This is a genomic window from Agarivorans sp. MS3-6, assembly GCF_054112545.1.
Window position 1 is genome coordinate 2,812,240 of record NZ_CM134202.1, and the last position, 25,906, is coordinate 2,838,145.

General features: G+C 45.9%; 21 protein-coding genes. 5 read left to right on the forward strand and 16 right to left on the reverse strand.

The window, feature by feature from the left end; all coding sequences use genetic code 11:
- The first annotated feature begins 101 nt into the window (after window positions 1–101).
- Complete coding sequence (locus ACVFI8_RS13000; protein WP_457871552.1) at window positions 102–707, forward strand: hypothetical protein; 606 nt, start codon at window positions 102–104, stop codon at window positions 705–707.
- A 670-nt stretch (window positions 708–1,377) separates the two neighbouring features.
- Here ACVFI8_RS13000 and fis read toward each other — a convergent pair.
- From fis to ACVFI8_RS13045, 9 genes are all read right to left on the reverse strand, one after another.
- Window positions 1,378–1,677, reverse strand: a complete 300-nt coding sequence (gene fis, locus ACVFI8_RS13005) for a DNA-binding transcriptional regulator Fis (RefSeq protein ID WP_248713065.1) — start codon at window positions 1,675–1,677, stop codon at window positions 1,378–1,380.
- A 36-nt stretch (window positions 1,678–1,713) separates the two neighbouring features.
- Window positions 1,714–2,670 carry a tRNA dihydrouridine synthase DusB gene (dusB, locus tag ACVFI8_RS13010; RefSeq protein WP_248713064.1) on the reverse strand — a complete coding sequence of 319 codons (957 nt, stop codon included), beginning with the start codon at window positions 2,668–2,670 and terminating at the stop codon, window positions 1,714–1,716.
- A gap of 163 nt (window positions 2,671–2,833) precedes the next feature.
- Window positions 2,834–3,712, reverse strand: a complete 879-nt coding sequence (prmA, locus tag ACVFI8_RS13015; RefSeq protein ID WP_457871553.1) for a 50S ribosomal protein L11 methyltransferase — start codon at window positions 3,710–3,712, stop codon at window positions 2,834–2,836.
- Between the two features lie 89 nt (window positions 3,713–3,801).
- The gene (locus ACVFI8_RS13020) at window positions 3,802–4,182 is read right to left on the reverse strand and encodes a hypothetical protein (protein WP_248713062.1); all 381 of its coding nucleotides are present in this window, start codon (window positions 4,180–4,182) and stop codon (window positions 3,802–3,804) included.
- Window positions 4,183–4,267: 85 nt separating this feature from the next.
- A complete protein-coding gene (locus ACVFI8_RS13025; RefSeq protein WP_457871554.1) occupies window positions 4,268–4,726 on the reverse strand; it encodes a hypothetical protein in 459 nt (152 codons plus the stop codon).
- 275 nt (window positions 4,727–5,001) lie between these two features.
- Window positions 5,002–6,342 carry an acetyl-CoA carboxylase biotin carboxylase subunit gene (gene accC, locus ACVFI8_RS13030; RefSeq protein WP_248713060.1) on the reverse strand — a complete coding sequence of 447 codons (1,341 nt, stop codon included), beginning with the start codon at window positions 6,340–6,342 and terminating at the stop codon, window positions 5,002–5,004.
- Between the two features lie 12 nt (window positions 6,343–6,354).
- Entirely contained in the window at window positions 6,355–6,798 is a 444-nt protein-coding gene (gene accB, locus ACVFI8_RS13035) for an acetyl-CoA carboxylase biotin carboxyl carrier protein (RefSeq protein WP_248713059.1), read from the reverse strand.
- A gap of 36 nt (window positions 6,799–6,834) precedes the next feature.
- Window positions 6,835–7,281 carry a type II 3-dehydroquinate dehydratase gene (aroQ, locus tag ACVFI8_RS13040; protein ID WP_248713058.1) on the reverse strand — a complete coding sequence of 149 codons (447 nt, stop codon included), beginning with the start codon at window positions 7,279–7,281 and terminating at the stop codon, window positions 6,835–6,837.
- 143 nt (window positions 7,282–7,424) lie between these two features.
- On the reverse strand, window positions 7,425–8,810 hold the full coding sequence (locus ACVFI8_RS13045) for an MATE family efflux transporter (RefSeq protein WP_248713057.1): 1,386 nt from the start codon (window positions 8,808–8,810) through the stop codon (window positions 7,425–7,427).
- A gap of 145 nt (window positions 8,811–8,955) precedes the next feature.
- On the opposite strand from ACVFI8_RS13045, the gene ACVFI8_RS13050 reads away from it, so the two are divergent.
- Complete coding sequence (locus ACVFI8_RS13050; RefSeq protein WP_457871555.1) at window positions 8,956–9,813, forward strand: helix-turn-helix domain-containing protein; 858 nt, start codon at window positions 8,956–8,958, stop codon at window positions 9,811–9,813.
- Here the strand turns inward: ACVFI8_RS13050 and ACVFI8_RS13055 are convergent.
- Window positions 9,810–10,436, reverse strand: coding sequence for a TetR/AcrR family transcriptional regulator (locus tag ACVFI8_RS13055; RefSeq protein WP_457871556.1), 627 nt, complete (start codon window positions 10,434–10,436; stop codon window positions 9,810–9,812). The genes ACVFI8_RS13050 and ACVFI8_RS13055 overlap by 4 nt on opposite strands.
- A 181-nt stretch (window positions 10,437–10,617) precedes the next feature.
- Between ACVFI8_RS13055 and ACVFI8_RS13060 the strand changes: the two genes are divergently transcribed.
- Complete coding sequence (locus tag ACVFI8_RS13060; protein WP_457871557.1) at window positions 10,618–11,856, forward strand: efflux RND transporter periplasmic adaptor subunit; 1,239 nt, start codon at window positions 10,618–10,620, stop codon at window positions 11,854–11,856.
- Between the two features lie 8 nt (window positions 11,857–11,864).
- Entirely contained in the window at window positions 11,865–15,044 is a 3,180-nt protein-coding gene (locus tag ACVFI8_RS13065) for an efflux RND transporter permease subunit (protein WP_457871558.1), read from the forward strand.
- A gap of 123 nt (window positions 15,045–15,167) precedes the next feature.
- Here ACVFI8_RS13065 and ACVFI8_RS13070 read toward each other — a convergent pair whose 3' ends face one another.
- From ACVFI8_RS13070 to ACVFI8_RS13090, 5 genes are all read right to left on the reverse strand, one after another.
- Entirely contained in the window at window positions 15,168–15,533 is a 366-nt protein-coding gene (locus tag ACVFI8_RS13070; protein WP_248713052.1) for a rhodanese-like domain-containing protein, read from the reverse strand.
- A 154-nt stretch (window positions 15,534–15,687) separates the two neighbouring features.
- Complete coding sequence (acs, locus tag ACVFI8_RS13075; protein ID WP_248713051.1) at window positions 15,688–17,640, reverse strand: acetate--CoA ligase; 1,953 nt, start codon at window positions 17,638–17,640, stop codon at window positions 15,688–15,690.
- A gap of 369 nt (window positions 17,641–18,009) precedes the next feature.
- Window positions 18,010–18,816: a family 16 glycosylhydrolase gene (locus ACVFI8_RS13080; protein WP_457871559.1), complete on the reverse strand. Its 807-nt coding sequence runs from the start codon at window positions 18,814–18,816 to the stop codon at window positions 18,010–18,012.
- A 203-nt stretch (window positions 18,817–19,019) separates the two neighbouring features.
- A complete protein-coding gene (locus ACVFI8_RS13085; RefSeq protein WP_457871560.1) occupies window positions 19,020–19,649 on the reverse strand; it encodes a 3'-5' exonuclease in 630 nt (209 codons plus the stop codon).
- Between the two features lie 8 nt (window positions 19,650–19,657).
- Window positions 19,658–21,457: a DUF294 nucleotidyltransferase-like domain-containing protein gene (locus tag ACVFI8_RS13090; protein WP_457871561.1), complete on the reverse strand. Its 1,800-nt coding sequence runs from the start codon at window positions 21,455–21,457 to the stop codon at window positions 19,658–19,660.
- Between the two features lie 160 nt (window positions 21,458–21,617).
- Here ACVFI8_RS13090 and ACVFI8_RS13095 point away from each other — a divergent pair, with 160 nt between their 5' ends.
- On the forward strand, window positions 21,618–25,151 hold the full coding sequence (locus ACVFI8_RS13095) for a PAS domain-containing hybrid sensor histidine kinase/response regulator (RefSeq protein WP_457871562.1): 3,534 nt from the start codon (window positions 21,618–21,620) through the stop codon (window positions 25,149–25,151).
- A gap of 52 nt (window positions 25,152–25,203) precedes the next feature.
- On the opposite strand, the gene ACVFI8_RS13100 is transcribed toward ACVFI8_RS13095, so the two are convergent.
- Entirely contained in the window at window positions 25,204–25,866 is a 663-nt protein-coding gene (locus ACVFI8_RS13100) for a response regulator (RefSeq protein WP_371923140.1), read from the reverse strand.
- Window positions 25,867–25,906 lie beyond the last annotated feature (40 nt).

Consider the following 25,906-nt stretch of genomic DNA (forward strand, 5'->3'; position numbering starts at 1 on the left):
GAGGGGGCAAGTCGGGTAAAACACCGTTGGCTTTGTTTCTGCCTTACATTATTTAAGTCGCTTAGTGTGGGCCGCATCTACCCACCAAGGAGAATAACTTTATGCCCAGCAATGATTACGAGTCAGCTAACGAGGCTGAGATAAGTTCATCTAAGTTACTCGCTTACCGCAGCGCGCGAGGCGCAGCGATCACGGCTATCTCTTTACTCATCCCCTTTGGAACAGTCGCCTTCTTTATTTTTTATTGTATAAACAATGAAGGTTACGCGCTAAGCGCATCTGTAGAGATCGGCAATATTCAGTTTATTGCACTTATTGTGCACGGGCTTTATTTTCTTATGCTTCCCTTCGGTTTTGAATTGATGATCGATAAGCTTCCATTCCCTGGAAGCCCAGAGAAATATCGTTTTGGTAAAATACCAAAGCGACCAGATAATCTTTACTGGATGATGACACATTTAAGTGGAGAGTTATTCTTTTTGGGGGCTGTTATGTTGCTGCTAATGGCTTCGCAACCGAGTGTACCGCGTTGGGTGCTTATATTGCCCATTGCTCAATGTGCTTACAATATGAAAAACGATTTGCTTTGGGTTGGTTTTGGCAAATATCTTTCCCCTATTCGAAAACCTATGTCAGTAATGGCGCTCGATTGGTTCGTCATCGGTATTTGTTTGGTCATTTATATCGTCCACTTTTTTACAGCCTAACCGGTCGCAGCATGGCAAAGCTAACTGGCTTACGCTGGTTGTTTTCCAGTGTGCAAGGTGTTCTACGAAATGGGGGTCTTGAAGACGATTCTATTTTTATGCAATCATAATAAATTACGCCCCCAACTGGAGGGGCTATATTTGGCGACGGCGAAGGCATAGCAGTAAGATGTGCAGGTCTCAATAATGATGCTGAAACCCCTCTTAGAAGAGATACCGCAATTTATTAAACGTAGAACAAGGGGAGGTACACAAGTGATAATTGAGAGGGTAAAAGTAGTATTTCTTTCTCAATTTTTTCAATGGGTGTTGACCTACTTTATTGGCATATCTACGGCGGCTTATATATGGCCAGTCGAGTTTGTTCCGCCATGGATAGTAGTTGTGCTTTTCTTATTCGGTCCTTTAGGAATATTCTTCGGTAATTATTATCTTGCAGCTTTCTTTTTCTCCTTCTTTTTATTTTGCGGGGGTATTTTTTATCATCGCTATATGTTTTGAGTCAGCAATAGCATGTAACAACACAATGATGTGCGTGCAGCGCACTGGCCAGCATTAGGATTAAGTCTGTGAAGACAAACTTTATCGTGTGCGCGGCGCATTACACACAAAAAAGCCGAAGTGATGAAAATCACTTCGGCTTTTTAATCAATAGCTTATGAACAGGTGTTTAGTTCATGCCGTATTTTTTTAACTTCTTGCGTAAAGTACCACGGTTGATACCTAACATGATTGAAGCACGTGTTTGGTTACCACGAGTGTATTGCATAACTACGTCAAGCAACGGAGCTTCAACTTCAGATAGTACTAATTCGTACAGTTCTGTCACATCTTCGCCATTTAACTGGGCGAAGTAGTTGCGCAATGCTTGCTCAACAGAATCGCGTAATGGACGTTCTTTCACTTCAGTACTAGTAGCACTGCTAGTCATAGTAGAAAGTGTGTTTGTGGTGGTATTTGAATCAAACATACTTGACGCTCTTTTTATTTAATTAATGATCAACAACTATTCGAAAAACTGCTCTATCGCGGACGTTTGTACCAGGGCTGATTCAAGCTGGTTAAACTGGCTACGAAACTCGTCCGTGTCCGCTAATTGCTTCAAGTACCACCCCACATGTTTGCGAGCGATACGTACCCCTTGGTACTCCCCATAGTGTGAATATAGGTTGTCTAAGTGGTGAAGCATTACTTCCTTCACTTCTGCTGCCGCTGGTGCATCTAAATGCTCACCACTGGCTAAGAAGTGATTAATTTCTCTGAAAAGCCAAGGGTTACCTTGAGCTCCACGACCTATCATGATGGCGTCCGCCCCGGTGTAATCCAACACATGTTTGGCTTGCTCCGGTGTGGTGATATCACCATTTGCCACAATAGGTATTGAGACTTCTTTCTTTACTGCTTTTATGGTGTCGTACTCAGCCAAGCCCTTATACATGCATGCTCGCGTCCGACCATGTATGGCTAAGGCTTGAATGCCAGCTGCTTCTGCAAGTTTGGCAATAACCAATGCATTGCGATGTTCTGGTGACCATCCGGTTCGGATTTTTAAGGTCACCGGCACATCAACAGCCTGTACCACAGCATCAAGAATCTTTGCGACTAATTCAGGTTGTTGTAACAACGCAGAACCCGCCAACTTTTTGTTTACCTTTTTCGCAGGACAACCCATATTGATATCAATGATTTGCGCACCGTTCGCTACATTATGTTGAGCGGCTTGTGCCATCAATTGTGGATCTGCTCCGGCTATTTGAACACTGCGTATACCGCATTCATCTAGGTGAACCATACGGTTCAGCGATTTTTGGCTATTCCACACCCTAGGGTTACTGGACACCATCTCTGAAACCGTAAGCCCCGCACCAAGTCGCCAACACAAACGGCGAAAAGGTTGATCAGTAATGCCAGCCATAGGAGCTAATATCACCGGATTGTCCAGTTTATAACTGCCTATATTCATAACTCGCGTTCTTCTCAATCTCAGGGCGGCGTAGTTTACGACTTTTTTGGCACGCTGAAAAGGCTATATTTTGAACATTTTTCAAAAAAAAAGCTGGATTTTTAGTCGAGGAATATGGCAGGAAGCCTTATCAGATAAGAAACCTGCCACAAAAAAGGATAACTTAGCGTTTTATGCCGCTTAATCGACACCATTCTTGATCAAGAACAACCGCGTCCATATCGCACTGTGTTTGATAAGCGGCTAATACTGACTCACTTTGTTCATCTAATATGCCCGATAATGCGATTGAACCTTGTGGTTTTAGGTAAGCAAGTATCACTTCTGACAATTCTTTGAGTGGGCCAGCTAAAATATTGGCGACCACAATGTCGGCTTGGAAGTCGTTAGGCTGGTCTTTAGGCAGGTAAAGCTCTAGCTTGTCGGCAACTTGGTTGCGCTCTGCATTGTCGCGGCTAGCCAATAAGGCTTGAGGGTCGATGTCAATGCCTACTACGCGCTCAGCGCCTAGTTTGATGGCTGCAATGGCCAATATACCGCTGCCGCAACCAAAATCCACCACGGTTTTGCCACTGAGGTCTAGCTGGTCTAGCCATTTTAAACATAAGGCGGTAGTGGGGTGGGTGCCAGTGCCAAAGGCTAAGCCCGGATCTAGCATTACATTGACGGCTGTTGGGTCAGGCACATCTGTCCAGCTAGGGCAGATCCATAAACGTTCGCCAAACTGCATGGGGTGAAAATCTTTCATCCACTCGCGTTCCCAGTCTTTGTCTTCTAGCTGGTCAAGTTTGTGGTTGTTGTCATCTACGATGTTAGCTTCACGCAAAAAAGCTAAGATGGGGGCCATGTCGGTGCTTGCGTCATATAAACCCTGTACGTCGGTATCACCCCATAGAGGGGTTTCCCCTAACAAGGGCTCAAATACAGGGGTGTCGTGACGGTCTAAAAAGGTAACGGCTTGGCAACCGGTTTCCATTAATATGTCACCAATGGTGTCGGCAGTATCTTTTGTGGCGTTAATTTTTAGCTGGATCCAAGGCATTGTCCGCTCCTCTACTAGATTAGGCGGCAAGTTTACTGTGTTAGTTTGCGCTTAGCATCTAAAAATTTTAGTCGCTTGATGGTTAACTATCAATTTGCTGGGCTAAGGCCACGGTTGCGATAGTGTGAGCGTTTTTGAAGAAGCTGTAAGCCACGGAAGCAAGCAGCGCAAGCAATAATCACGGTAGGTAGAGTCATTATTATGCTGAGCAGTAACACCGCACTGGCTAGATACGCAAAAGGAATAAACTCGTAGATCGCTTCAGGTAGTACTTTGTGTTTGGTGACAAAAGACTTCTTGTGTTTGTCGTAGCGGCGATAGTTAGAGCGAAGTACCCAGATTAAAGCGCCTATAGCAAAAAGCAATGCACCGCCTACATGAGCAAGCCAAGGCTCTAACAACAGCATTGAGCCTGTTCCTGCGGTTAAATAGCCGCTAGGTAGAAGTTCATATATTGCTCTTGGTAGCATAAGCGTCTTCCTTTAATCTGTATGCACTGCTTTACCATAGAGGTAAATCATAGTCTGGTCAATTTTATAACAACTAATTAACTTTTCACATGCGTGCTTTTCGTTTGACAGCGCTTGCTGTTTTTACGTGTTGCCAAGCTTGCTGGCGATATCGATGACGTAGGTACAAGAGCGAGGCGCCGCGATAAAGACATATTAACGCCACCGCAAAACCCAATATATTCTGTTGGTTAGAGAGTAAGGTTATTGCCACCGCGATAAAAAAGAATGGAATAAACTCGTATAAGGATTCAGGGATAGTAAAGCGTTTGGCTGGCGCGTGGGCTTGATCTTGGCGCCTAAAGTTAGAGCGCATCACCCAAACAATGGCGCCTAAGCAAAACAGCAAACCACCCCCTGCAATACCCAAGGTTGAGTTTGTCCATAAAACCGAGCTTGAACCCGCCGCAATATACATGCTGGGTAATAACTCATATATAGGCTTAACTATCATATTATCTAGGTAATCCAACTCTTCAATATTAACTAAATTATCGTTTCCCAAAGCATAACTTTGCTCTAACTAAAGTCTTATAAGTGTAATTCAAATGCTCAAAAATGCATCAGTAAAGTTATGCCGAAGCAAGGCCTACTGTAACGTAGTTGTTACATTTTTGGTGCAAAGAGAGTGTCTAAACGTACAAACAGGAGCGGCTTTAGCCGTTTTTGAGGCGTTAAAGGTGATGGTGATTAAAGCCGTTAATGTCAGGTAAGTGAGTGACTTTAAAGCCAAAAAAAAGCCTTAGTATCACGACTAAGGCTTTATATTTTTCAGACTAACTACAGACCTAATTTCTTCTCTAAATAGTGGATGTTAGCGCCACCAAATTGGAAGTTTTCGTCTTGCATAATTTTTTGCTGTAAAGGCACGTTGGTTTTAATGCCATCGATAACCAGTTCAGACAGGGCATTTTTCATGCGAGCGATAGCAATATCACGATTCTCACCATAGGTAATCAGCTTACCAATCATTGAGTCGTAGTATGGCGGTACTGAGTAGCCAGCATAGACGTGCGAATCCCAGCGAATCCCCATGCCACCTGGTGGGTGGAAGCGATTTATCCGGCCTGGCGATGGAATGAAGGTGTCTGGGTCTTCGGCGTTGATTCTACATTCAATAGCATGACCAGTTAGCTTCACCTGATCTTGGCTAAATGATAGCGGTTGACCAGCAGCAATACGCAGTTGCTCTTTGATTAAGTCGATGCCTGTTACCATTTCGGTTACCGGGTGCTCAACTTGAATACGGGTGTTCATTTCAATGAAGTAGAACTCGCCGTTTTCATATAAAAATTCAAAGGTACCGGCACCGCGATAATTAATTTCGATACAGGCACGAGTACAACGCTCACCAATATTACGGCGCATGTCTTCGGTAATACCCGGTGCTGGTGCTTCTTCAACCACTTTTTGGTGGCGACGCTGCATAGAACAGTCACGTTCACCTAAGTGAATCGCGCCACCTTGGCCGTCGGATAATACTTGAACCTCAACATGGCGAGGGTTTTCTAAGTATTTCTCCATGTAGACCATGTCGTTACCAAAGAATGAACCGGCTTCAGAGCGGGTTAAGTCGATAGAGGTTTCTAGCTCGTCTTCGTTGTAAACGACGCGCATACCACGACCACCACCGCCGCCAGCAGCTTTGATGATTATCGGGTAACCGATACGTTTGGCTACCGCTGCATTTTGTTTCTTGTCGTTGCCTAGAGGCCCATCTGAACCTGGTACACAAGGTACGCCGGCTTTCTTCATGGCCTTAATGGCTTGAACTTTATCACCCATCATGCGAATGGTTTCAGCTTTAGGGCCAATAAAAATAAAGCCGCTTTTCTCTACAATTTCAGAGAACTCTGCGTTTTCAGATAAGAAACCATAACCCGGGTGAATTGCCACAGCATCGGTCACTTCAGCAGCAGCAATAATACGCGGAATATCTAAATAGCTTTCCGAGGCTGCAGGCTTACCAATACAAATGGATTCATCGGCTAACAATACGTGTTTTAAGTCTCGGTCGGCAGTAGAGTGCACTGCCACCGTTTTAATGCCTAATTCTTTACAGGCGCGCAATATCCGTAGGGCAATTTCACCACGGTTTGCAATAACTACTTTATCTAGCATAAAAATGCCTCTTTATTCGATGATGAATAGCGGTTCATCAAACTCAACGGCGTCACCGTCGTCAACCAATATGGCTTTTACTACGCCAGCTTTGTCGGCATCGATTTGGTTCATCATCTTCATGGCTTCAATAATACAAAGCGTATCACCTACATTAACTTGCTGGCCTTCTTTAACAAAAGGTTGCGCTTCAGGCGATGAAGAACGGTAGAAGGTGCCTACCATTGGTGATAATAGTTGGTGGCCAGTTGCTGCTGGAGCGGCTTCAACGGCTGCTGGAGCGCCGGCTACTGGCGCAGCTGCTGGTGCGGCAACAGGCGCAGGAGAATAAACCGTGGCAGCGCCAGTAAAGTTGCGGCTAATGCGGACTGACTCTTCACCTTCGGTGATTTCTAATTCAGCAACACCTGATTCTTCTACTAATTCGATTAATTTTTTAATCTTGCGAATATCCATAAGGGCTCTCTTTATCGTATTAGGTTAATTAAATAACTATTGCTGCAGCTTGGTAAGCGCCGCAGTTAAAGCAAATTGATATCCTTGACTTCCTAAACCACAAATAACCCCTTCGGCTTTATCAGCGAGAAACGAGTGGTGGCGGAAGGATTCACGTGCATGCACGTTAGATAGGTGAATTTCTATAAATGGAATGCTCACACCGAGCAGGGCATCACGAAGCGCCACACTGGTATGAGTAAAAGCCGCAGGATTGATAAGAATAAAATCAATCTCTCCCATGGCTTGGTGAATTCGATTAATCAGCTCGCCTTCTACATTTGATTGGAAGTCGTAGAGGGTGGCTCCCATCTCGGAGGCTTGGCCGCGCAGCTGTTCAATAATATCGTCTAAGCTTTGCTTACCATAAACTTCTGGCTCACGTTTGCCCAGTAAGTTTAGGTTTGGACCATTGAGTAACAAAATTGAGAATTTATTAGTCATCTTCGTTGAAAAACCAGCTTAAATTATAGAACTTGTTATCTTGAGAAGATTAGCACATTAATTCAGCATTAGTGTGCTAACTACTCGACATTTTCGATAATTATAGTGTTTTCGCAGAAAATGGCAGCATTTTTCTGGTCTAATCAGTTAGTTTCGGCAAGTGGCTCTATTGTTAGGTTACGTAGCCACTTTTTCTGATTCATCCGCCAAAAACACAATATAGCCTTAAATACTTCTTCGCTAAGCGCAATGCAAAAAGCGGTAATTAAACTTACATCAAACACAAAAATAGCGATAGACGTTAGCATTAAGCCTACGCCCCACTGGCAGAAAGTATCCGACATTAAACAGAAGCTATTATCACCACCACTGCGCAAGATGCCGTTGATCAGTACCATGTTAAAAATACGCAACCACGTTGATGCTGCCAATATCAACACCAGTTGTTGGGCTAATGCTAAGGTCTCGGCCTGCAATGCACCAAATAAATTGAGTAAGGGGTAGCTCAGTAACCAAAGTGCCACACCTATCGCAATGGCGGCTATTGGGCTTACCAATAGTGCTAAACGCGCATCAACCCATGCTTGTTTAAACTGATTGGCGCCCAGTTTATTGCCTACCATGATAGAGCAAGCACTGGAGAAGCCCATAAAACACGAGATAGCGATCCCTTCAATAGGGCTAATTAGGCTCATTGCGGCTAAGGCGTTTGTCCCTAGCTGACCATACAAGGTAGCAAATACAAATACGCCACTCGACCAAATGCTAAAGTTAATCACTAAAGGCACTGCAAGTTTAGCGTATTTAACTATCTCTGCTCGGCTAAACTGCCAAAAACCGATGAAACATACTCTGAGTAGTGGATGTGATTGCCACTTTAAGCAAGCCCATAAAATCACTAACTGCAATAAACGCGCAATCACGGTGGCAACCCCTGCGCCCACAATGCCCATTGCCGGAATCGGCCCCATACCAAAAATCAGTATTTGGTTGAGTACGATGTTAGCCACCACCGCAAACACACTAATGTATAAAGGTAGTTTGGTATTGCCCGAGGCACGTAAGGCCGATTCAAATAAGATCACGGGCAAAGTGAACAGCACCATCAACGCGGTGGCGCGAATATATTCGCTACCAATGGCGATAAGGTGGGCGTCATTACTGCCCCATTGCATAATGGTGGTTGGGCTAAACACCATAAAAGCCAAGGTGGCGAGGGTAAACAATAAGCCGGCATAGAACGATATCGCCACGGTGCGGCCAATGGCGGTCCAGTTTTTAGTACCCCAGTGTTGGGCACTTAAAATAGCGCAGGCGGTTGAAAAGCCATTGAGGATCACTATCGCTACAAAAAAGGCTCTGCCGGCATAACCCACAGCGGCTACTTCTGCATCACCTATGGTAGCCACCATCAGCACGTCCACTAAACCTAATAGGCTTAGCAGTACTGCTTGCAATGATATTGGCCAAGCCAGTTTCCAGAACTGCTCTAGCCATGAGCGATTCAATGAAATAGGTAATGTGTGCATAACAACCTCAGAAAAATGTGACTTACATCTAGTTGTGACTATCCAAGTAAACTGGTTAGTCGGTATATATTGGAGCGATCCTATCTTATAGCTTGGTTATGGCACATAATTGAAGCTATCTAAAACATGTTCAAAACTATCATTTATGAGCGAGCGTTACTGGCAAGACAAGTTTGATATCGGCCCCGGCTGTGTAGAGCGCTTTTTAACCACCGAGCGATTCTCTGAATTAACTAAGTTACAAATCAGCTTGGCTGGCGTCTCTTATTTGCGTGGCGAGTATTTAGTGAGCCGGCGTGCCCCTGAGGAGCATCTATTAGTTATCTCAATGGCCGGCTTAGGAAACTTACATACACCGCAGGGACAGCAGCGTATCGGCCCTAATGAGTTACTGATTTTGCCTGGCGGAAGCCATTACGCGATTAGTTTGGCGAGCCACTTTTGGCGGCATAATTGGTTTTTGTTTTCGGCTGATATCAGCTGGTACCGTTTCCCAAAACAAGCGCAAGTGCTAAAAATTAACTCAAGCCATCATATCGATCAGTGCTTAAAGCTGCTGCTTGATGAAGAGGGGAAGCATAAAGCGGATCCGCTAATTGAATCGGCCTTAACACAGTTGTTAAAGCGTTATTTGTTACAAGTGCTAAGCCCGTTAAAGCATCTTGAGCCCAGCCCGCTACAAAATTTAGAGCAGCAGTTGCGGGCTTCGTTACATTACCCTTGGTCGGTGGCCGAAATGGCGCAGCGTTTGTCGGTATCGGAAGCGCATTGCTATCGCTTATTTCAGCAAGAGTTTAAAGCCAGCCCCAAACAGTATTTAACTCGCTTGCGCTTAGAACACGCAAGTTATTTATTGAGAGAGAGCCGTTGGTCGATAGAGGTGATTGCCAGCCAGTTGGGTTATCAAGATGGTTTTGCTTTTGCTCACCGATTTAAGAAGAGTTTTGGGGTGTCTCCGGGGCGTTATCGACGCCAAAACCAAAGCAATTTATTATCACCCTAAGTGCTCGGTGGCAGACACTCGCGGGTAAAGGTGGCGATGGCGAGTTCTGCGACTTGCTCTAGTTGTTGGCGGGTGGCCCCATTGGTGGAATGTACGTTTAAACCTTGTAAAATAGTGGCAAGGTAGTGAGCCAGGGCTTCGGGATTAGCCGTAGCTGACAAATCATTTTCTTGCTGCGCACGTTCAAAGCGCTGTTGCAAAGCAAGGCTCGCTTGAGCGCGGCGTTCTTGTAACGCGTGTTTAATGGTGCTGGCGTTTTCACTACACGACAAAGCCCCTTGTACAATGACACAGCCCTGCGGTTGCTTAGGATCACACAGGTTTTCTATTACCCCATTGAGCATGTATTTTACCACTTGATAGATAGTTGGCTGCTCTAGGGCCGGAAAAAAAAATGCCTGAGGGCGTTTTTCGTAGAGCTCAATCGCTTGTAAAAAAAGCTGCTCTTTATTACCAAACGCTGAGTACATACTCGGTTTATTGATACCCATTGCTTGGGTTAAATCGCTAAGCGACGCCCCCTCATAGCCTTTTTGCCAAAATACCTCTAGGGCCATCTCTAGTGCTTTATCAGCATCAAAACTACGTGGGCGACCGATAGGTGAACAGCATTTTGGAGACATAGGTAAACCTCATGGATGTATCTAGCGATCATAACTAAGTGGCCCTAAAGTGTCTACAACATTAAATACCGATAGGTACAAAAATAACTTGATCTTGATCATAGTTCCGCACTAACATACCACCCAGTACAAAAAGAAACATCATATCACTATCAATTATTCATCACTTGAGGGATCAGAGATGACTTCAGTTTATGGCTTAGCAAAACTCATCGTAATTAGTGCTTTTAGTCTTTCATTAATCGCTTGTGGAAAGCCCGAAGCCGCCACGACTCAAGTGCCTCCACCACCTAGTGTCGATGTCGCCGAAGTCATCGTTGAGCGGATTACCGAAACCGATCTTTACACCGGGCGCTTACGAGCACCGCAAACCGTGATGGTGGTACCGCGTGTATCCGGTTATATCGACCAAGTTCTATTTGATGAAGGCAGCTTGGTGGAAAAAGGCCAAGTGTTATTTAAGATAGATAATCGAATTTTTGCCGCAGAAGTGGCGCGCTTAGAGGCAGAGCTTGTCAGTGCTAAAAGCAGTTTAGAACTGGCCAAAAAGGGCTATAAACGGGCTCAGTCTTTGAATCAACAAAATGCCATTTCAGATGAGATTTTAGATAATCGCTTATCGGCGAGAGAGCAAGGTGTCGCCGCGGTGGCGTCAATTAGTGCCGCTTTATCGCGAGCCAGTCTTGATCTTGAGTTTAGCGAAGTGCGCGCCCCGATTAGTGGTCGAGTATCAAATGCCCTGATCACCGAAGGTAACTACGTAAACTTAGGCGCTAGCCAATTAACGCGTATTGTTTCTACTGACCACATGCATGCCTATTTCGATGTCGATGAGCAAAGCTTTTTAAAGTATCAAGAGCTTAGCAATGTATTACCCATGTCTGGTGATCAAGAAATGATCGCCGCCGTACAAATGGCCTTGGCCGACGAGTCTCAGTTTAAGCATTTAGGGCAAATTGATTTCATTGACAATGTAGTGGCTGGCGATACCGGCACTATTCGATTGCGGGCCAGTTTTAGTAATCAAACCGGTGAGCTATTACCGGGTATGTTTGCGCGTTTAAAAATCGCTGGCAGCAGCACTTATCAAGCGATACTGATTGACGATAAGGCAGTGGGAACTGACCTCAACAATAAGTTTGTTTTGGTATTGGATGACAACAATCAAGTGCAGTATCGACCGGTTGTGCTGGGCGAACAAATTAATGGTCTACGCATTGTATTGCAGGGCTTATCTGGCGAAGAACGAATTGTGGTTAATGGTATTCAGCGAGTGCGCCCACAAATGCAGGTGACTCCGATAGCGACCAATATGGCGAGTGAGCAAGTGCTTGGCCGTTTGCGTCAATCCCAACAGTTGCTAGACCAACAGAATCAGCAGTTAAGCTTAAAGGCTAATGCGCCCGTTCAACAAGGATAAGTTTGCTTATGTTTTCTCAGTTTTTTATTAAGCGGCCAATTTTTGCTGCGGTCATATCGTTGTTGATGTTTATTGGCGGTGCGATAGCTGTATGGCAATTGCCCATTACAGAATACCCAGAAGTGGTGCCGCCTACGGTGGTAGTTACTGCTAACTATCCTGGTGCCAACCCTAAGGTGATTGCTGAAACAGTGGCTTCACCCTTAGAGCAAGAGATTAATGGTGTTGAAGATATGTTGTATATGTCTTCGCAAGCGACCTCTGATGGCCGCATGACTCTCACCGTTACCTTTGCCATTGGTACCGACGTAGACCAAGCGCAAACTCAAGTGCAAAGTCGAGTTGATCGCGCTACGCCCCGTTTGCCTTTGGCGGTGCAGCGTTTAGGCATTGTCACCGAGAAGTCGTCGCCTGATTTAACCATGGTGGTGCATTTAAGCTCTCCTGAAGATCGCTACGACTTACTCTATCTGTCGAACTACGCTGCGCTAAATGTGAAAGATGAATTGGCGCGCATCGAAGGGGTTGGTGCGGTGCGTTTATTTGGGGCGGGTGAATATAGCCTGCGGATATGGCTAGACCCAAACAAAGTGGCGTCTTTAGGGCTTAACCCCAACCAAATTATTAACTCAATTCGTCAGCAAAATCAGCAGGCGGCAGCCGGTAGCTTAGGCGCGCAACCTAGCGGTGAGTCTGACTTTCAGATTTTGATTAACGTTAAAGGCCGTCTAAGTACCATTAGCGAGTTTGAAGACATCATTATTAAAGTTGGCGAGCAAGGCGAAGTGAGTCGCTTAAAAGATGTTGGGCGAGTTGAATTAGGGGCGAATAGCTATGCCTTACGCTCGTTACTGGATAATAAAGACGCGATTGCGATTGGTGTATTTCAAGCGTCTGGCTCTAATGCGATTCAGATCTCTGAAGATGTTCGAGCGCGTATGGCTGAACTTGCAAAAAGCTTCCCTGAAGGTTTGAGCTACGACACAGTCTACGATCCTACGGTGTTTGTACGCGGCTCAATTGAAGCGGTGGTTAAAACTTTATTTGAAGCGGTACTGCTGGTGGTATTGGTGGTGGTGCTGTTTTTACAAACGTGGCGCGCGTCGATTATTCCATTAGTGGCGGTGCCGGTGTCGCTGGTAGGCACCTTTGCTTTCATGCATTTATTAGGTTTTTCACTGAATGCCTTATCGTTATTTGGCTTGGTATTGGCAATTGGTATCGTCGTAGACGACGCCATTGTAGTGGTTGAAAATGTTGAGCGGAACATTGCCGAGGGCTTAAGCCCAGTCGCCGCAACCCAGCGGGCGATGAAAGAAGTGACCGGCCCGATTGTGGCCACCACCTTAGTATTGGCGGCGGTGTTTATTCCTACTGCCTTTATGTCGGGCTTAACTGGGCAGTTTTATAAGCAGTTTGCCTTAACCATCACCATTTCTACCTTTATCTCGGCGATTAACTCTTTAACCTTGAGTCCGGCTTTGGCGGCTCTGTTGCTGAAAGGGCATGACGAACCTAAAGACCGTTTAACCCGCATTATGGACAGCCTTTTTGGTAAGTTTATCTTTGCGCCGTTTAACCGTGTGTTTAATAAAGGCGCCAATGCCTATGGCCGCGTTATTAAGAAAACCATTCGCTTAGCGGCGGTTGTTGGGATTATTTATGTGGGTTTACTGGGCTTAACGGCTTATCAGTTTGAGACCACTCCGACGGGTTATGTACCGGGACAAGACAAGCAATACTTAGTCGCTTTTGCTCAATTACCTGATGCTGCATCGCTGGAGCGCACCGAAGCTGTTGTTAAGAAAATGTCAGAGATTGCGCTGGCTCAACCTGGGGTTGAGCATGCGGTCGCTTTCCCGGGCTTAAGCATTAACGGCTTCACTAACAGCCCTAACAGCGCCATTTTGTTTACGCCTTTAGCTGATTTTGACCAGCGACAAGATCCCAGTTTGTCAGCGAACGCCATTGCTGGGGCGCTAAATCAACAATTTGCCGGTATTCAAGAGGCCTTTATTGCTATCTTTCCGCCACCGCCGGTACAGGGCTTAGGGACGATTGGTGGCTTTAGATTGCAGATCCAAGATAGAGCCAACTTGGGATACGAAGAGCTGGCTAAGGTCACCATGCAGGTAATGCAAAAATCTTGGGCTACGCCAGCGTTAGCTGGAGTGTTTTCTAGTTATCAGGTCAAGGTTCCGCAGTTGGAGTTAGATTTAGATAGAACCAAAGCCATGCAGCAGGGGGTATCGGTTGATGAAGTGTTTGCTACCTTGCAGGCTTATATGGGGTCTACCTATGTGAATGATTTCAATAAATTTGGCCGAACTTATCAAGTGAAGGTGCAAGCCGATGAGTCATTTAGGCAGTCGCCAGAGCAAATCAGTCAGCTTAAAGTACGTAATAATCGTGGCGCTATGATCCCGCTAGGTTCGTTTGTTGATGTCAGCAATACCGCTGGCCCCGATCGCGTGATGCATTACAACGGCTATACCACTGCAGAAATTAATGGTGGGCCAGCTCCAGGCTATAGCTCGGGTGAGGCACAAGCAGCCATAGAGAAAATTTTGGCAGAGACCCTGCCAATAGGGATGACTTACGAGTGGACCGAGTTAACCTATCAACAAAAACTATCGGGTGATACGGCCATGCTGGTTTACCCCTTGGTTATCATTTTGGTGTTTATGGTGTTGGCGGCGCAATATGAAAGCCTACGGTTGCCAATGGCGATAATCTTGATTATTCCTATGACCTTGTTATCGGCGATTAGTGGCGTACTGTTATGGGGAGGTGACAACAACATCTTTACCCAAATTGGCCTGATTGTTTTGGTCGGGTTGGCAACCAAAAATGCCATTCTAATTGTTGAATTTGCCAAAGAGCTACAAGACCAAGGTCGCAGTGTATTAGACGCCGTGCTAGAAGCGTCTCGCTTACGTTTACGGCCTATCTTGATGACCTCTATCGCCTTTATTATGGGGGTGGTACCGATGGTGTTTTCTACCGGAGAGGGGGCTGAAATGCGCCAAGCAATGGGGGTTGCGGTATTTGCTGGAATGATCGGCGTCACCGTGTTTGGTTTGTTGCTGACGCCCTTGTTTTACTACTTACTGGCGAAACGTACCCCCAAACTGAGTGAACAACAGCAAGCTCTTGCGGTGGCCGACCCAGCATTAATGGCTAAGTAAGCCTAGTTGGGTGCCAGTTAAGCTGGCTGCTTAAAAAATAAAACTCCGCAGTTCGTTATATGAGCTGCGGAGTTTTTTAGATCTGGGCGTTTGATAACGAATAGTCTGCGCTAATGGGCTTCGCTATTTAGGTTGTGAGGCCATCATTTCGTTAAGCCCGCCGCCGTTCACTACATGCTGGTAACCCATTGCTTGTAATACCTGTAAAGCATAACCAGAGCGATTTCCAGAGCGGCAATACACCACTATTGCTTGGTTTTTGTCTTTGGTGATTGCCGCAATTTGATCGGCAATCACCGTATGGGGAATGTTATAGGCTTTATCGATATGCCCTTGGGAAAACTCTCCCTCGGACCGCACGTCAATGAGCAGTGCATCTTGTTGCTGTACATTCCGCCAAGCGGTATCCGCGCGTTCAGAGGCATGGCTGGCAGTGATAGTTAAGACACTACATAGCCAAAAACAGCTTAGTAATTTAGTTATCTTCATAGTGTTCCCTTTAATGAAGTTAAATACAGCATTGGTCTAGTTCACCGTAGTCTATCGGCAGATGCAAATAATTATTTTGATCTAAGTAGACTGTTACCACATGTTTAAAACAAAAAAGCCGCTAACAATAGCGGCTTTTCTTACTGATGCTTAATTAAGCGGCATTGGATTTTTCTTGAATTAACCTATCTACTACCGAGGGGTCGGCAAGGGTTGAAGTGTCGCCCAACGAGTCGGTTTCATTGGTGGCAATTTTACGCAGAATACGGCGCATAATTTTACCCGAGCGAGTTTTAGGTAAGGCTTCAGCCCAATGCAAGATATCGGGGGTGGCAATAGGCCCAATCTCTTTACGTACCCAAGCTTTTACTTCTTTATGTAGCTCGGCACTGGCTTCTTCGCCTGCCATTAGGGTGATGTATGCATAGATACCTTGGCCTTTAATCTCATGCGGCACACCTACCACAGCGGCTTCAGAAATCTTAGGGTGAGCCACTAATGCGCTTTCAATTTCAGCGGTTCCCATGCGGTGACCACTGACGTTTAATACGTCATCGACTCGGCCGGTGATCCAGAAATAACCATCTTCATCACGGCGGGCACCATCCCCCGTCACGTAAGTGCCCGGGAAGGTAGAAAAGTAAGTTTGCTCAAAGCGTTCATGGTCACCGTAAACGGTGCGCATTTGGCCTGGCCAACTGTCTTTAATAATTAAATTGCCTTCAGTGGCGCCTTCAAGCTCATTGCCTTCGTTATCCACTAAGGCGGGTTGCACGCCAAAGAAGGGTCGAGTTGCTGAACCCGGTTTAAGGGCGGTTGCCCCAGGCAGAGGCGTAATTAATATGCCGCCGGTTTCGGTTTGCCACCACGTGTCTACAATTGGGCAGCGTTCATCGCCAATAGTACGGTAATACCATTCCCACGCTTCGGGGTTAATCGGTTCGCCTACCGAGCCCATAATGCGCAGGCTGCTACGTTTAGTGCCCTCAATGGCAGCATCACCTTGTGCCATCAATGCACGTATTGCCGTTGGTGCAGTATATAAAATAGTGACTTGGTGTTTGTCGCACACTTCACTCATGCGGGCAGATGTGGGGTAGTTAGGTACACCTTCAAACAAAATAGTGGTTGCGCCGTTGGCTAAGGGGCCATATACCAAGTAGCTGTGACCAGTGATCCAGCCTACATCTGCCGTACACCAGTAGATATCACCAGGATGGTAATCAAACACGTATTTAAAGGTCATGGTGGCATACAGTAAATACCCACCAGTGGTATGCAATACGCCTTTGGGTTTGCCGGTTGAGCCTGAGGTGTACAAGATAAACAGTGGGTCTTCAGCATTCATTGCTTCTGGTGGACAGTCTGCCGGCTGATCGGCGGTAATGTCGTGCCACCACACATCGCGACCTTGGGTCCAGTTAACTTCGCCCCCAGTGCGTTTTAGCACCACTACACTTTTAACAAACTCACACTCAGGGTGTTCTAAAGCTTGGTCTACGTTGGCTTTTAGCGGCACTCCGCGGCCACCTCGTAGGCCTTCATCAGCGGTAATGACATACTTAGAATTAGAATCAATGATGCGCCCAGCTAGGGCCTCTGGCGAGAAACCACCAAATACAATTGAATGCACAGCCCCAATGCGGGTACAAGCCAACATGGCTACTGCTGCTTCAGGCACCATTGGCATGTATAAACACACCACTTCGCCTTTTTTAACCCCTTGGGCTTTCAGTGCGTTTGAAAACTTACACACTTGCTCATACAACTCGTTATAGGTGAGTTTACTGTCTTCTGTTGGGCTGTCGCCTTCCCAGATAATGGCGACTTCGTCACCCCGTTCTTTTAAGTGGCGGTCGATGCAGTTGGCGCTCACATTGAGCAAGCCATCTTCAAACCATTTAATACTAACGTGGCCCGGATCGAAGGACGTATTTTTTACTGTTTCAAACGGCTTAATCCAGTCGAGTAACTCACTACCATGTTTACCCCAAAATTGATCAGGTTGCTCAACCGACTGCTGATACATTTCTAAGTACGTTGGGTCGTCTATTAAGCAGTTTTCTGCAATATTAGGTTTCACCGGGTACAGCTTGTGTTCACTCATGTTCCACTCCTTGCTTCCTCGTTAGAGGCGGGATATCGTCAATGACGTCTCGGATTTTGATATAAGACTCGCACTGACACAGGTTGTCGACAATTAGACTTTTGGTTAATTATTTGTGAATAATAGTAAAATGCTTTATTAATCAAAGTGGTGTTTGTTGTTGCACAACAAAACTGAGAGGCGGCTCACGGCCATTTAACGAATAAACGCGGAAGCGGCTCACTGGTCAGATCAGCAAGCCGATAAAACTAACTACTTAGGTACGACGCTTTGCAGATTAATTGGCGCTAAAAAAGGTCACCGTGTCAGCGGAAAATTGCTCTGAAGGAAGAGTGAAAGGCGCTCAATTGCGCCTTTAGCTTGGCGAGGCTATTTCGCCGAGTAATCGATATTCATGCCTTTGGCTGATAAGCTGAGCACTAAGTGTCCATCAACAATTGCCGCGTTATCTGGAGAAAAGGTCACCAGATTAGACTCAAAGCCCCAATCACCTTTACCCCAACGTTTGTCGTTAAATGTATTGAAATCGTCGCGCCAAGCGAGAGAAAAGTCGCCATTATCTTGGTACTCGTAATACTCCATCCAGTCGACCACTTGGTGAAGGGGGAGGCTGGCAGCGTCAAAACGTCCCACCCAGCCTACCGCTTCAGAAATCCAAATATTCATGCGGTAGCTTTGTGGAATATCGCGCATTGCCACCACTTGTTTCGAACGTTCTGCGGTGTCGTGGCGAATGGTTTCACCGTCTACTTGCCAAATGATTTCATCGGGAGTCCAAGTGATGGCGTATTCAACAAATTCTTCAAGCTGAGGGACGTTGTGATTTTTTTCGCTGTGCTTACGTTTGTTAAGTTTTCCGGTGATTAAGTTGGTTTGTAATTGCTGAGGCGTTTTACCAATGGCTTCAAAATCAATTTCGCTCCAAGGAATGCCGTTGCCTTGCCACGATTCATTGTCGTAGGTAAAAAATGACGATACGACGCCTGGCTCCGAGACGAGTTTCATTCTTACCACAAATTTGCCATAAAGCACTTTGTCGTTACTGTAGACTTCTGCGCCAAATAGCGGTGTTTTGCTGCTATTTAGGGCTCCGCTCTTGGCTAAGGTGTCTTGATTTTCTTGGTTGGCTGATAGCGAGGAACAGCAAAGGAGTAATAGTAACGCGGCTTTTTTCATTGGTATTTCCATTTATTCAATCCGATGGCCTAAAGCTATCTAATTACGGGCACTGCTACTAGCGCAGAATGGAGGCAGTTTCTAAACTTGTGATTGAAGGGGATGTTGTGGAATTTACTATGAAACTCATGCTTGTTGATCAGCAATCAATAGATTGAAAGAGGCGGTTATCGGCCATATTGATGGGCCCGGTTAAGGCTCGCTTAACTGCGGTGTTTTGGCGTGGCGCTAGTGGGGCGCGGGCCAAGGTTTAGCCGTAAGTAAATCATAGCGGCGGTAATCGCATCATCGATGGCTTGATGACGTCCTAAAAGGGGAATGTTTAAGCTGCTACAAATGTGTTCAAGGTCGAGATTGGGGCTAATACCCACATGTTCCACATGCACTTTATCTGCAAACATGCGCCCTACATCAATCAGTGGATTGACTAATTTGAAACCATACAAGCTTTGACAGTGGCGGTTAAGAATGCGCTGGTCGTAAGCAATGTTGTAGCCCACGAGAGGTCGAGCGCCGATAAACTTGAGTAACGCCGGCAAGGCTTCTTCAATACTGCAGCCTTGCATCAGATCACTATGCCTTAAACGGTGAATTTTTATCGAGTCGCCCGCCAGTTTGTCGGTGGCGCGAACTTTGGCATCAAAAGATTGGCTGGCTAATATAGTATTTTTGCTAATGATGACTGCGCCAATTGACACTATATCTGCAAGTTTGGTGTCTAGGCTGGTGGTTTCTAGATCTAGAGCGACACATTCATTACCTTGATACCTTTGGAACAAGTCGGCATAGGGGCTGTGTTTAAATTTTCGTTTATATAGGTAGCGTCGCAGCATGCTTAAGCCTAGTAATCACGAATATTAAAATGTAGCGCTAGCTGCTGTTTAAATTTTTTCACTACATGCAGCCCATGCCTCAGTAAGTCTCGCTGACTATGGTTTAGCTGGTCGACTCTTAGCACATGGTAATCTTGCTGCTCGTCGGCGGGAAATAGTTGCTGAATCCTTAATTTAAAGAAGAGTAGCAAGGCTTCGGTAAGATTGGCGGCTACATCGGCATCAAGTACCTTGAGTTGCGCTAATTGCTCAATTCTCTCAAGGGTATTGGTTGGGCTAATCGATTTTTCTAATGCGAGTGCTCGCACCCCATGAACGATCGGAAAAATACCGCCTTTTTTGATGTCTAAACCGGCTTGTTTTGACTTGATGTTGCCAAATAAGGTGAGCGGAGTATGAAACTTCAGTGCCGGTTGAGCGAAGAATGCCAAAGTGACACTGCGATTGGCCATTTGACTCATTAGGTCTTTGCGCAAGCGGCGGATTAAGCTTTTATTGCCCGCAATAGCATGCGCGTCGAGCACAATGGCTAAATTCATCATGGCCTCGCCGTGCCCGGTTTCTATCCAATCGGCAATGGTGGCACTCCATTGGCTTTGTGTTTGTACCCATTGTGGATTGTTGACCATGATGTTGCCTGGGCATTGCGGGTAACCTAGCTTAAGCAAGTACTCACTAAACTGCGCGAGTTGCTGTTGTTTTTCTGGCCAATCGTAGCCATCTTCGATGACTAAGCCGTTATCTTGGTCTGTTTTTACGATTTGCTCGCCACGCCCTTCACTGCCCATCACCATTAAACAAACGTGGCTATGGTGCTGGCTGTCGACGGACAAATCGAACACCCGGTTAATGATTTGCTCGTTCATGGTGGCAAGCAGTTTCATGATGAATAAAGTACGAATACCGTTGTTACAGAGGTTCTCTACCAGTTTATTGAGAGTAAGGGCGGCTTCTTCTAAATCTTCTATGCTGGATGCGCGGGCTATTCTTAGGGCCAATACATGTGAGTGGGTTGAGAATAAACTGAGAAGGTGAGCCATCTCTAAGATACCAATGATTTTTTGGCTATCTTTCACGACCACACGCTCAATGCTATTGCGGGTCATCAGCAGCATGGCGTTAAACAGAAAATCCCCTTTGTTTACGCTAATCAAATTGAAGTTTGCTAACTGGCTGACCGGTGTATCTAAAGACTGGTGAACCAGTACCGCAGCGTGTAATAAATCGGTACCCGTTAACATGCCAAAACAGCCGTCGTGATTCACCAGTAATGATTCTAGCTTTTGTTCGCGCATGATCATGGTGGCTTGCTGCAGTGACGTTTCCCCTTCGATGACTACGGCGGGTTGTACATTGCGCTCATCAATGGTGGTAAGAATAAACTCGGCCAGATTTTTATTACCCTCACGTGATTCAATTAGTTGATGATGAGAGGCTAAATCGCGTTGAAAGTAGTCGCCAAAGTCACTGTTTTCACTGACCAGTTGGCGAAATATCTGACTGGGCAGGGCATAACAAAGGGTTTCTTCTAGGGCCACGTAGTCGTGTTTAGCATAGCCACCAAACTGCGAGCGAACGTCAAACCAATCTTCTACCGTGTAGTGAGCAAATACCTCGTCGTTATTGTCTGCTCGTTCTTCTACTTGGCCTTTAATGACGATAAATAATGAAGATGCTTGCGCGCCAGCGGTCACTATTTTTTGTTGGCTTTGAAAATAGTGTATATCTAGACTGGTTGATACCAGTTGTCGCTGGCTGGGTTCTAGTTGATCAAAAGGTGGGTGTTGGAAGTTAAAATCGGTACTCATGTTCCCGCCTTTAAGGTTGCTAAGTCTACGTATTTATCACAGATAAGCATGTCGTTTTTTGCTAACTTAACCTAGACGACTTTAGTCTAAACGAGAGTTGTAAGCCCTGTACACGCTGTACATTAGGCCCTACTGTGAATCAAAAGGAAGCTGATTCAATATGCAAATGGTGAGTGAAGGTTGGTTGGTGATTCCCCTTTCTTTGGCGTATTTAGGGGTGTTGTTTTTCATTGCCTATTATACCGATAAAATTTCTAGCGCTAGGTTGAGGTGGCAGCCGGCTTTTTATAGCTTTTCAATCGCGGTTTATTGTACCTCGTGGACTTTTTACGGCACGGTAGGCCAAGCCAATCAAAATCTACTGTCTTTTATTCCGGTTTACCTTGGCCCTTTATTGCTGTTTTTGTTTGGCTGGAAGTTACTGGCGCGGATAATTTTAATTGCCAAGCGCGAGCATATCACCACCATTGCAGACTTTATTGCCGCTCGGTACGGCAAGTCGCAAACCCTTGCCGTGGTTATTTCTCTGATCTGTATTGTTGGTGTTTTACCCTATATTGCATTGCAGCTTCGAGCCATTGTGATGGGGTTAGATCTGTTTGGCGGAGATGCCATGCGAGAAGCGGTGGGTAAGGGCAGTAGCTCACAAATCGCCTTGTTTGTGAGTATCGCGTTGGCGATTTTCACCATGCTGTTTGGTACTCGACATATAGATGCAACTGAACACCACCGAGGGGTGATTGTAGCCATTGCATTTGAATCCTTGGTCAAGTTGGTGGCTTTTGTGTGTGTTGGCTTGTTGGCGGTATCAATCTTGTGGGATTTACCCTTAGCCGCGCAGCAAAACGTGAGCCAGTCTTTAGCGCTTAAATGGCAGCAAATCAGTATCGCCGATGTGAGTGATTTGCTGGTGGCCAGCTTATTGGCGATTGCCGCCGTGATATGTTTGCCTAGGCAGTTTCATGTGACCGTGGTTGAGAACAATCAACTGAGTGATTTACATACCGCCCGTTGGCTATTTCCTAGCTACTTATTGTTGTTGGCTATTTTTGTTTTACCGATTGCCTTTGCGGGCGATTATTTGTTACCCGCAGGCACGCCAGCCGATAACTTTGTGATTAGTTTACCCTTGCAAGCGGGGCATGATTTTCTGGGCATGGTAGCCTTTTTGGGGGGAACCTCAGCCGCTAGTGGCATGGTTGTGGTTTCTACCATTGCCTTGGCAATTATGGTGAGTAACGATTTGGTGTTGCCGCTATTGTTAAAAAAAGGAGGGTTGAATCGACGCAACTTTGCCCAGTTTAGTGAGCTATTGCTGAACGTTCGCCGCACCACTATTTTGGTTATTCTGTTGCTCGCTTGGGGCACCTTTTTAATGCTCGGCGAGATAGCTAATCTGGCCGACATTGGATTTTTGTCTTTTGGCGCGATAGCGCAATTAGCTATTCCGCTGTTATTTGGCTTGTACTGGCGAGAGGGTAATCGCACGGGTGTGTATGCAGGCCTTATTGTTGGCATGACCCTTTGGCTACTTAATCTACTGAATATTACGGGCAGTTTACCCTTGTTGTGGCCTAACGTTGCGTTGACGCCTAATGTGGTTGAATGGCTCACCGCACCACAATGGCAAAATGCCCCGCTTATCTCTAATGACAACTGGGGCATAGTGCTCAGTTTATTGGGTAACTTATCGGCTTATATTCTGGTGTCGAAACTTTCTAGTCCAGCGGTGTCTGAGTGGTTACAAGCCAGTAATTTTGTTGGGCAAAATGGTAAAAGTGATGATGCCGGCGCGCTATACCAATCTAAGGTGAGTGTGGAAGAGTTGCACATGTTGGCATCGCGTTTTTTAGGCACGCAACGGATTAGCGAAAGTTTTCAGAAGTACGCGGCGTCGCGCAGTGTGCAGCTCAGTCCTAACCAACAAGCGCCAGTAGAGCTGATTGCTGAAACCGAACGTATGTTAGGCGGGGTATTTGGCTCATCGTCTGCGCGTTTGGTGTTGGGCTCTGCCTTGCAGGGCAAGCAGGTGCAGCTGGAAGAGTTTGCCTCCATCGCCGAAGAAGCCTCAGAGCTATTACAGTTTAATAAGCACTTGTTGCAAGGAGCCATTGAGCATATTGATCAAGGTATTGCGATTGTTGACCGTGAATTAAAATTGGTATCGTGGAATCGACGCTATACTGAACTATTTGAGTTTCCTAACGGTATGATTGTGGTGGGGCGACCGATAGAAGAGGTGATTCGGCATAACGCCGTGAATGGCTTATGTGGTCCCGGCGACATTGAAGAACATGTTGAGCGTAGGGTTGAGCATTTACGCCGTGGTAACAGCCATACGTCTTCAAGGATCCGCCGTGATGGGCGAGTGATCCAAGTGCAGGGTAATCCGATGCCCAACGGCGGGTATGTGATGACGTTTAGTGACATTACTACCTTTCGCCAAGCCGAAGACATGTTGAAACAAGCCAATGAAATTTTAGAAGCGAGGGTTGCCCAGCGCACTCAACAGCTGTCTTCAATCAACCAGCAGCTAATGCAAGCTACTGATTCCGCCGAGCAAGCCAACCAATCTAAATCGCGCTTTTTGGCGGCGGTAAGTCATGATCTAATGCAACCCCTTAATGCGGCAAAGCTGTTTGTAGGCTCTTTGCTTGAGTCTAGCTTAGCGACAGATGCTAAGTTTTTAGCCGCCAGTATTGATAAATCCTTGTACTCTGCAGAAGAAATTATTAGCGATTTGTTGGATATTTCTCGCTTAGAGTCAGGCCGCGTGGAAGTGAGCAATGAGCAATTTGAGATAGGCCATTTGCTCGATCATATTCATGCTGAATTCATACCGTTAGCTCAGCAGCAAGGCGTTGAACTAAAATTGTATGCCAGTAAGCTGACGGTAAGTAGCGATAGCAAACTGCTGCGGCGTATATTGCAAAACTTCTTAACTAACGCCTTGCGCTATAACCCTGACGGCAAGGTGCTGCTGGGTGCTAGACGGAAAGGTAACTATTTACGTTTAGAAGTATGGGACAACGGTCCGGGCATTGATAAGAGTAAGCAACAACAAATTTTTGAAGAGTTTCAACAGCTTAATAAGTCGGGTAAAGCGCGTGAAGAAGGCTTGGGTTTAGGGTTGGCGATTGCACAGGGGTTTGCTGAATTATTAGAAATTCCCATTGGGGTTGAGTCTACTCCAGGCAAAGGTTCGGTTTTCTACATATCGGTACCGATTGTTGAGGCGCTAAATATCCATAAAGAACGGCCGCAAGAACACGACAATATTAACACCACCCAAGGCGCAAAAGTGTTATGCATTGACAATGAACCGGCCATCCTAGCCGGTATGGAAAGCTTGTTGGGGCGTTGGGGTTATGAAGTGGTGTGCTGTGAAGATGCAGAGCTGGCTGAAGAGTTAATCGACGGGGGCTGGACACCAGAGCTAATTTTAAGTGACTATCATTTAGACCACGATAAAACCGGTTTAGAAGCGTTACAGCGATTAATTCACCAGCGCAAACTCTCTTGCCATGGGATAGTGGTTAGTGCTGACCGGCATACCGATCTTATTGACCGTGTGCGCGCTCAAGGTTTCGCTTATTTAAGTAAACCTCTAAGACCGCTGCGGCTAAAGAAATTGTGTCAGCAGTTATTAAACAGTAAAACGGCGGCTAATTATTGGTTAAAACCTAATGGCTAATGGCGAGAAAGTAAGGCAATAAATAGCCCAGCGCTTGGCTGGGCTATTCTTACTAAAAAGAATTGTCGTCGGGGCTCGGCTCTAACTCTAATTGCTGCAAGGCGATGACTGCTTGAGTACGATTTTTCACGTTTAGTTTGCGGAAGATGGCGGTAACATGCGCCTTAATGGTGGCTTCTGAAACATTTAGCTCATAGGCTATTTGCTTGTTTAATAAGCCTTCATTAAGCATCACTAATACTTTATATTGCTGCGGCGTTAGGCTGGCTAAGCGTTCTGCCAGTGGGTCTTCTTCTACATGGTTAGCAAACGATATTCCTTCGGGGAACCAATCATCCCCTTCAATAATATGTTGAATAGCTGCAACCAACTGCTGCAAAGGTGTTGATTTAGGGATAAAGCCAGTAGCGCCAAGTTGTTTGGCTTTTTGCACGACACTGGTTTCTTCGCTGGCTGAGATCACCACAATAGGTAGATCTGGATATTGGCCATGCAAGTGGGTAAACGCTGAAAAACCATTGGCTCCTGGCATTTTCAAGTCAAGCAACAGTAAGTCAGGTTCGCGCTGCAAATCAAGAAGCTTGAGTAAATCATTTACGTTTTCGGCTTCGAGTAATTGAGCATCGGGAACGGCAGTTTGTACTGCCTGCTGAAGAGCACTACGAAACAAAGGGTGGTCATCAGCAATAATGATCTTGTAGGTATCTTCCATAATGAGGGTCATCTGCCTTTTTTTTGAACATAGCACCAAGCAG